The sequence below is a fragment of the Citrobacter sp. RHBSTW-00859 genome (assembly GCF_013729795.1).
Taxonomy (GTDB): Bacteria; Pseudomonadota; Gammaproteobacteria; order Enterobacterales; family Enterobacteriaceae; genus Citrobacter; species Citrobacter braakii.
Window position 1 is genome coordinate 1 of the sequence record NZ_CP056287.1, and the last position, 5,969, is coordinate 5,969.

General features: G+C 42.2%; 7 protein-coding genes. 2 read left to right on the plus strand and 5 right to left on the minus strand.

The window, feature by feature from the left end; translation table 11 throughout:
• Positions 1 to 226 precede the first annotated feature (226 nt).
• Positions 227 to 442, plus strand: a complete 216-nt coding sequence (locus HV302_RS27940; RefSeq protein ID WP_015387220.1) for a hypothetical protein — start codon at positions 227 to 229, stop codon at positions 440 to 442.
• A 483-nt stretch (positions 443 to 925) separates the two neighbouring features.
• Positions 926 to 1,225 carry an antitoxin HicB gene (locus HV302_RS27945; RefSeq protein ID WP_191212353.1) on the plus strand — a complete coding sequence of 100 codons (300 nt, stop codon included), beginning with the start codon at positions 926 to 928 and terminating at the stop codon, positions 1,223 to 1,225.
• A gap of 546 nt (positions 1,226 to 1,771) precedes the next feature.
• Here HV302_RS27945 and HV302_RS27950 read toward each other — a convergent pair.
• The 5 genes from HV302_RS27950 to HV302_RS27970 all read right to left on the minus strand — a co-directional run bounded on the left by HV302_RS27950 (position 1,772) and on the right by HV302_RS27970 (position 5,610).
• Complete coding sequence (locus tag HV302_RS27950) at positions 1,772 to 2,200, minus strand: helix-turn-helix domain-containing protein (protein WP_191212354.1); 429 nt, start codon at positions 2,198 to 2,200, stop codon at positions 1,772 to 1,774.
• Positions 2,200 to 2,391, minus strand: coding sequence for a Rop family plasmid primer RNA-binding protein (locus HV302_RS27955; protein WP_191212355.1), 192 nt, complete (start codon positions 2,389 to 2,391; stop codon positions 2,200 to 2,202). Before HV302_RS27955 ends, HV302_RS27950 begins: the two co-directional genes overlap by 1 nt.
• Positions 2,392 to 3,157: 766 nt before the next feature.
• Positions 3,158 to 3,826 carry a PP2C family protein-serine/threonine phosphatase gene (locus HV302_RS27960; RefSeq protein WP_191212351.1) on the minus strand — a complete coding sequence of 223 codons (669 nt, stop codon included), beginning with the start codon at positions 3,824 to 3,826 and terminating at the stop codon, positions 3,158 to 3,160.
• Positions 3,823 to 4,704, minus strand: a complete 882-nt coding sequence (locus tag HV302_RS27965) for a nucleotidyl transferase AbiEii/AbiGii toxin family protein (protein ID WP_191212352.1) — start codon at positions 4,702 to 4,704, stop codon at positions 3,823 to 3,825. The genes HV302_RS27960 and HV302_RS27965 overlap by 4 nt, the downstream gene beginning before the upstream one ends.
• Before the next feature lie 9 nt (positions 4,705 to 4,713).
• A complete protein-coding gene (locus HV302_RS27970; protein WP_058845346.1) occupies positions 4,714 to 5,610 on the minus strand; it encodes a type IV toxin-antitoxin system AbiEi family antitoxin domain-containing protein in 897 nt (298 codons plus the stop codon).
• Between the last annotated feature and the right edge of the window lie 359 nt (positions 5,611 to 5,969).

Below are 5,969 nucleotides of genomic sequence, written 5' to 3' on the forward strand. Positions count from 1 at the left end.
CCTCTCAAGCTCCGAGAAAAACTGCCGATAATTTTAGTGCACTATACAAATATTTTTAAAATCAATGGAGTATTCAATGGCACCGACAATCTACCGGGCTAAGTGTTTGGATTGTAAGCATGAGTGGACCAGTCGTACTGGTTATGGCACGCCTGATTATTGCCCTAAATGTCGGAGTCGTCGGATCACAACAAGTCCAATTGGATAAGCATTAAGGAGTGGTTAAATGGGATTTTGGGAAACGGCCGGTAAAATTGCAAAAGGCGCAGCTAACGCTTTGGATGAAAAAGCTCATGAACTCCAGGCAACCAAAATGCGCTTAGAAAGCAAAAGCAGTGAAGAACTAAAGCGCCTCATTAAATCTGATGGTTTTTTCGGCTCAGCCAGTAACACAGAAAAAAGCATGGCAATGAAAATTCTCAGAGAACGCGGAGACGTTTAAGGATAGAAAAATGGTAGGCACGGTGAATCTTCCTCATACATGCCCTAACTGCAAGCGAACCACCGCTCATACTGCAGGTGAGTTGCAAACTCTATTCGGATTCAGAACCATTCCTTCTGGTGCAACGAATCAAAGTTGGTGCAGAGAATGTCGTGGTAAGTCATAGCGTCCAGAAGCCCGTAACCCGGGCTTTTTTACGCCCACTTATTTACCATAACGTCCCATTTCGCGCACCGCTGAAACGGCCTGTGCGCGATTTTGCCGCCGGAGACGCAAAACCACACGTCTTACCCCCTGAAAACGCCTCAGAATCGCGCTGATGAATTTTACAGGCATGAATCGTTATGCACCGGACTGACTGGCACCGCGTTACAGACGGCATCTTCCGTCTGTCTGGCATTTCATGCAGTAAACTGCCAGATAACGCACTGGCACCGCCTGTCTTTTCGTATAAAGCCATCAGACATTAAACCGGAGAAAAACATGACCATCACGTGCCGCTTCTCGGTCGGGATCGAATCCCCCGCAGATACAGACACCGCATGGGGGATCTACGTCCCTGCGTTCGACGGTACAGAGTATGGCTGCGTGTCGGCAGCAGACACAGAGGAAGGTACCGAAGCCGCAGCACGCGAGGCTATCCTTGCCATGACCACATATATTCTGGCCACCGGGGGCGATCTTCGGGCACTGCGTGATGCCGGCACGGCAGAATACCGGGACCATGCGGATTACCGGTACTGTGACCGGTGGCTGGTGATTGACACTGAATTACCGGAGTGAAGCGGTGAACGGGCACGAAATTTATTACGGGGTCGTGAGGCGCTGGCCGGGTGTCGGGGCGGCGAGCCATGACATGGTATGCGACGTATGATACGTCATGAGTTAAAAATCAGTAACTTACAGGTATTTTTCCCCTTCCAGTATGAAGGAGCGTATGATGTCCACAAAACAGCTTTCTCCTGAAAATCATTAAAATTCAGCCAGTCACGCACCCCGCCAGGGTGCGTATTGTGTATCACCATTTCTGAGGGTTAAGGGCTGAGAAAACAGGGAAAATCCAGTGACAACATGGTACCCGGAACGGAACGGGAGTATTAAAACCACGTGGTAGTAATTAAGTATGAGAAAGAGACAAGTTAAGCATGAGAAAGGTAGCAGCGGGTTTCAAAGGGGTACCCTTTGGCACGCGACTGTATACAGTCGGTAACGTGCCTTATGGAGAATGGCGGCATTGCACTAAATTGCACTAAATTTCGTTAATGCGCACTAAGTTGCATTAAAGATCGTCGATACCATGACAAATTGCACTGAGTTGCATTACGACGCTCATTTCTGCCAGAACTTCCACCAGGGTGATGCCGTAAGATTCGGAGTGTCAGATAACGGCTGTTTATGCTCCAGAAGCTGCATTGCCAGACGAAGTGAACTTATATGCTCATCCCGGGCATTCACCGCATCTTTAAGCCCGGCGTTTTCCGTCTGCAAAAGTGCCACCTGATGCTGTAAATCCTGTAAAAAATCACTGTTAATCGCTGTAGAATCGTCGTCAAACTTTACAGCATCACGTTTACTATCACTTACGACATTAAGAGCGCCGAAAACCCGCATAAGCTCAGCAGTATCAATGATTTTTACGGGCTTACCATACTTTACAGATGAGGTGTAACTGAGTTCACCAGATTTAAGTAGCTTGTAAATAGTTGGGCGACTGACACTGGCGAGACGTGCCGCTTCGCTAATTGATACATGAGCCATTACAGATCCCCTTGTAGATTACTCAGACGAATAGCCAGAGTACGGTAGAGCTGTTCCGCATCATCATGCAATTTTTCGCACAGGTCGGCCTCAGCATCGAGATCCTGTTCATTGAGCTTCTCCAGCAAAAGCAGGGATTGCGCCTGGATGAATTTAGCCATATTCAGTACCGTTTTCTGTTGTTTGGACATCACAGCGTCAGTGCTCCAGGTTACCTACAGTTATTTTCCGCTTCCTCGACCGTTCGCTCGCTATGCTCGGTCACTTGTCTGCGGCGAGCGGATGGGGAACACTAACAACAAATGATGTAAGCGGAATAAAGAGCAAAAGGCCACGCCCGCAAGGGCGTTTTTCCATAGGCTTCGCCCTCCTGACGAGTTTCACAGAAATCAGGTGATTTCAGGCACTCAAATCAGAAGTGGCGAAACCCGACAGGACTTAAAGATACCAAGAGTTTCCCCCTGATGGCTCCCTCGTGCGCTCTCCTGTTCCCACCGTAAGGTTTACCCGTTGCAGTCCGCCGTTTCGTTACACTGTGGTGGCGTTTTCTCATTCCTACCCACGCAACTGGGTTCCTTTTAGGTGGTTCGCTCCAAGCTGGACTATATGCACGAACTCCCCGTTTAGTCCGACTACCACGCCTGTTCCGGTAACTTTTCACTTGAATCCAACCCGAAAAGACACGACGAATCGCCACTGGCGGTAGCCACTGGTAACTGTATTAGCGGGAATAGTTGTAACTGAATAGGCTATACTAGAGCTTGAAGTGTTGCGATGTTTCCGGCTACACTGAAAGTACAGATTTGGTGACTGTTCCCGCTAAGATGCAGTTACCACGGTTCAAAAACTTGCCGGTTTATTGAACCTTCGAAAAGCCACCTTGCCGGGTGGCTTTTTCGTTTCTAGAGCATATAACTGTTCGAGCTATCGGTGCAAGTTGTTGTTATTGCCTTACGCTTATATCGAGAGCAATGCTACAGATACATTATCTAGAGGCACCAACATACCACTAATGACAGCTGAGAATGCATTACTTACTTTGCTCTCGGTATCCATATCCCATATGACATCATCATTACAATGGCACCAAAAACCATCGGTACACAAAACAACTTTCTCAGAATTATTTAATCGCCGATCTTTAAATGATAATTCTTGATGCTCTGATTTTCTCGATACAAATTTAAGAAGTCGATTTCTGTAAGGGTGCCTTGGTATGCTGGATTCATGAGAAAAACCAGAATCGACCAAACGTTGAGCAACGGAGTCGTCTTTGGTCCTTTCCTTATTATCTAAAAAATAAATTCTCGAATCACCTATAGATATATATTTCATTACTTCATCATCATATATAACCATCGAGAGCGTAGATTTACCATCCGCTCCATCATGGGCGTTAACAACGCTAAGAACAAAATCACAAGCGTGATTTATATCTATCTGCATCAGACAACCTCTAGAAACCACATCAACAAAGTAATCGACATAGTGCATATCTAGGGTGTTATTGCAAAAACCATCCATAATAAATGAAACGTTAAAACCATTACATTCGAGATAAACAAATCTATCTAAATTTTCATTCCTATCACCTTGAGAGGTGAAATGATAATATGATGACATCATTCACCTTCTTTATTTACTAGCAAATCCCAAGGAAGTGATTTATAGAAATCATTAACCTTATTGTAAGCATACTCGAAATCAGGAATATCTCCGGACACCTCTTGAGATAAAGTTCCATAATCTTTGGCTGAGTGTTCTTTTATATCTTCACGATCTAATGTATTACAGTGAATATCTTCCTTCGGAATCCTACCCTCGGATTTTAAAATTAAAGAAGTGAGAACAGCAAAGCGCTCATCATCATCAAGACTAACGCAATTAAATAAATAATTTAAATCATAAATATCTTGGCGGCGATTCCTGTTTCTATACGGCTGTTGAATTATAGACCTGATTTTTTCAGCCATTAGATCTGTTATGTTATACGATTGCACACCATCATCATCGAGAACCAAATCATCCACATCAAAGCTAATTTCATTAAAACTATAATCTATCTTTATAGTATTTGGACTTTGCCCTCTTTCCAGTCGCTCCATCTCACCGGAAACACTTTTTCTGGCATAGCCTATCTTCAAATTAAATGATGGGAATGTTGCATTTTCATAATTTTTTTTAGGCTGAATCCCGAGGCTTTGGATCGCACAAAAAACACCATATGGAAGGCTATCAGAAGATATTAAAAGTGCCTCATTTAATTCACGTCTGAATTCATCCTCATCCAACTCAGAAAGCTTCATTTTTGTAGAGAAATCAATATCCTCCGTGAATCTTGTGCTCCTATATCTAATACCCAGAAGCATCCCTCCTTTCATTATCATTTTTGGCCTAAGGTAATCACTGCTTGCAATAGCGGAAAGTACTATATGTACCGCTTGCCTAAACACAACCCTATCCCTCGGCGCCTCACCGACCCAATCTTCAATAGAATACTCCATAAAACCCTCTTACATATTTATAGATATACACCATCTTTCAGAAAAAACATTTGAATATGGCTCTGATGCAATTAACTTGCGACTTCCACCTCGCTGGACACTATCAGCCCAAGAATCAATGCCTTTATGAGTTAAACCACAAATATCTTCTAATATATACCCAGCTCTAGCTTTATCCATAGAGTTACCATTCTTAGAGAATTCCTTTACTATTATAGGCAAATATTTCTCAGCAAAACCTTCAAAAACACTAACAACATGATTAAAACCACCACAGTATTCTGGGAACTTAAGCATATCTAAGAATGTCTCACCTATATTTGTAACTCTAATGCCACCAGAAGCGAATTGTTCATTCTTGATTTTGAAGTCTGTTTTCTTATGAAAAATTATCTTTTTCCCATCATATATAGGTATTGAACTTACTAACTGAGGGATTAAAAAGGTTTTATTTTTAATCAATGGGAAGCTTTCTTTTATTTTTAAAGAAAAATACTCTTTTAAGTATCGAGGTGTCGACATAGTAACATGAACTTCACTTGGTATTCTGTCAGTGATTCCATGCCACTCCATTGCATTTATATACGATATATATGAACATGGATTAATAGAACAAACTACTTGCTGAGCTGAAGGTTTATCTTTGTTGTTTATATAATAAACAACCCCATCAACACACTTAGATATAATCCCCTTCCTAAGCAAGTGAAAAGTAGCATCGCCAACGACCCTATAATCAGGCTCGTCTGCCGTTATTTTCCCAATCTTTAATCCATTAAATTTTTTGTCTCTATAAAGCTCGTATAAATACCAGTTAATTTCATATGCACTGATCACAGGTTTCTCATGGTGTTCCATGACAATCTTACTTAAGGATTCTCTTAGGGAGATCGTTTCTTCTTTCATGATGTACCAGATGATGTATAAGTCCTAAGGACTTATACATCATCTACTAACAAAAGTCAAATTTAACATCGCGATTTATATTTGTCTAATGATATGAATATAAAGGTTTTTTTTCAAAAATTGACTTTTTTATGTTTCCTTACTAAACTAACGTCCTAAGGACGTTAGTTTAGTAAGGTTTCATGTATTTTTAATGACATTATTTTCGGGGCATCCTTAAATCTAACTTAACCTATCGTCCTGATTTACCATAACGCCTCACTTCGCGAACCAGCACTTCCCACAGTAAATCCCTTACCTAGCTAACCTTGACACACGAAAACCATCATAAAGGCAACATATCAGCTTAGGGTTATCTA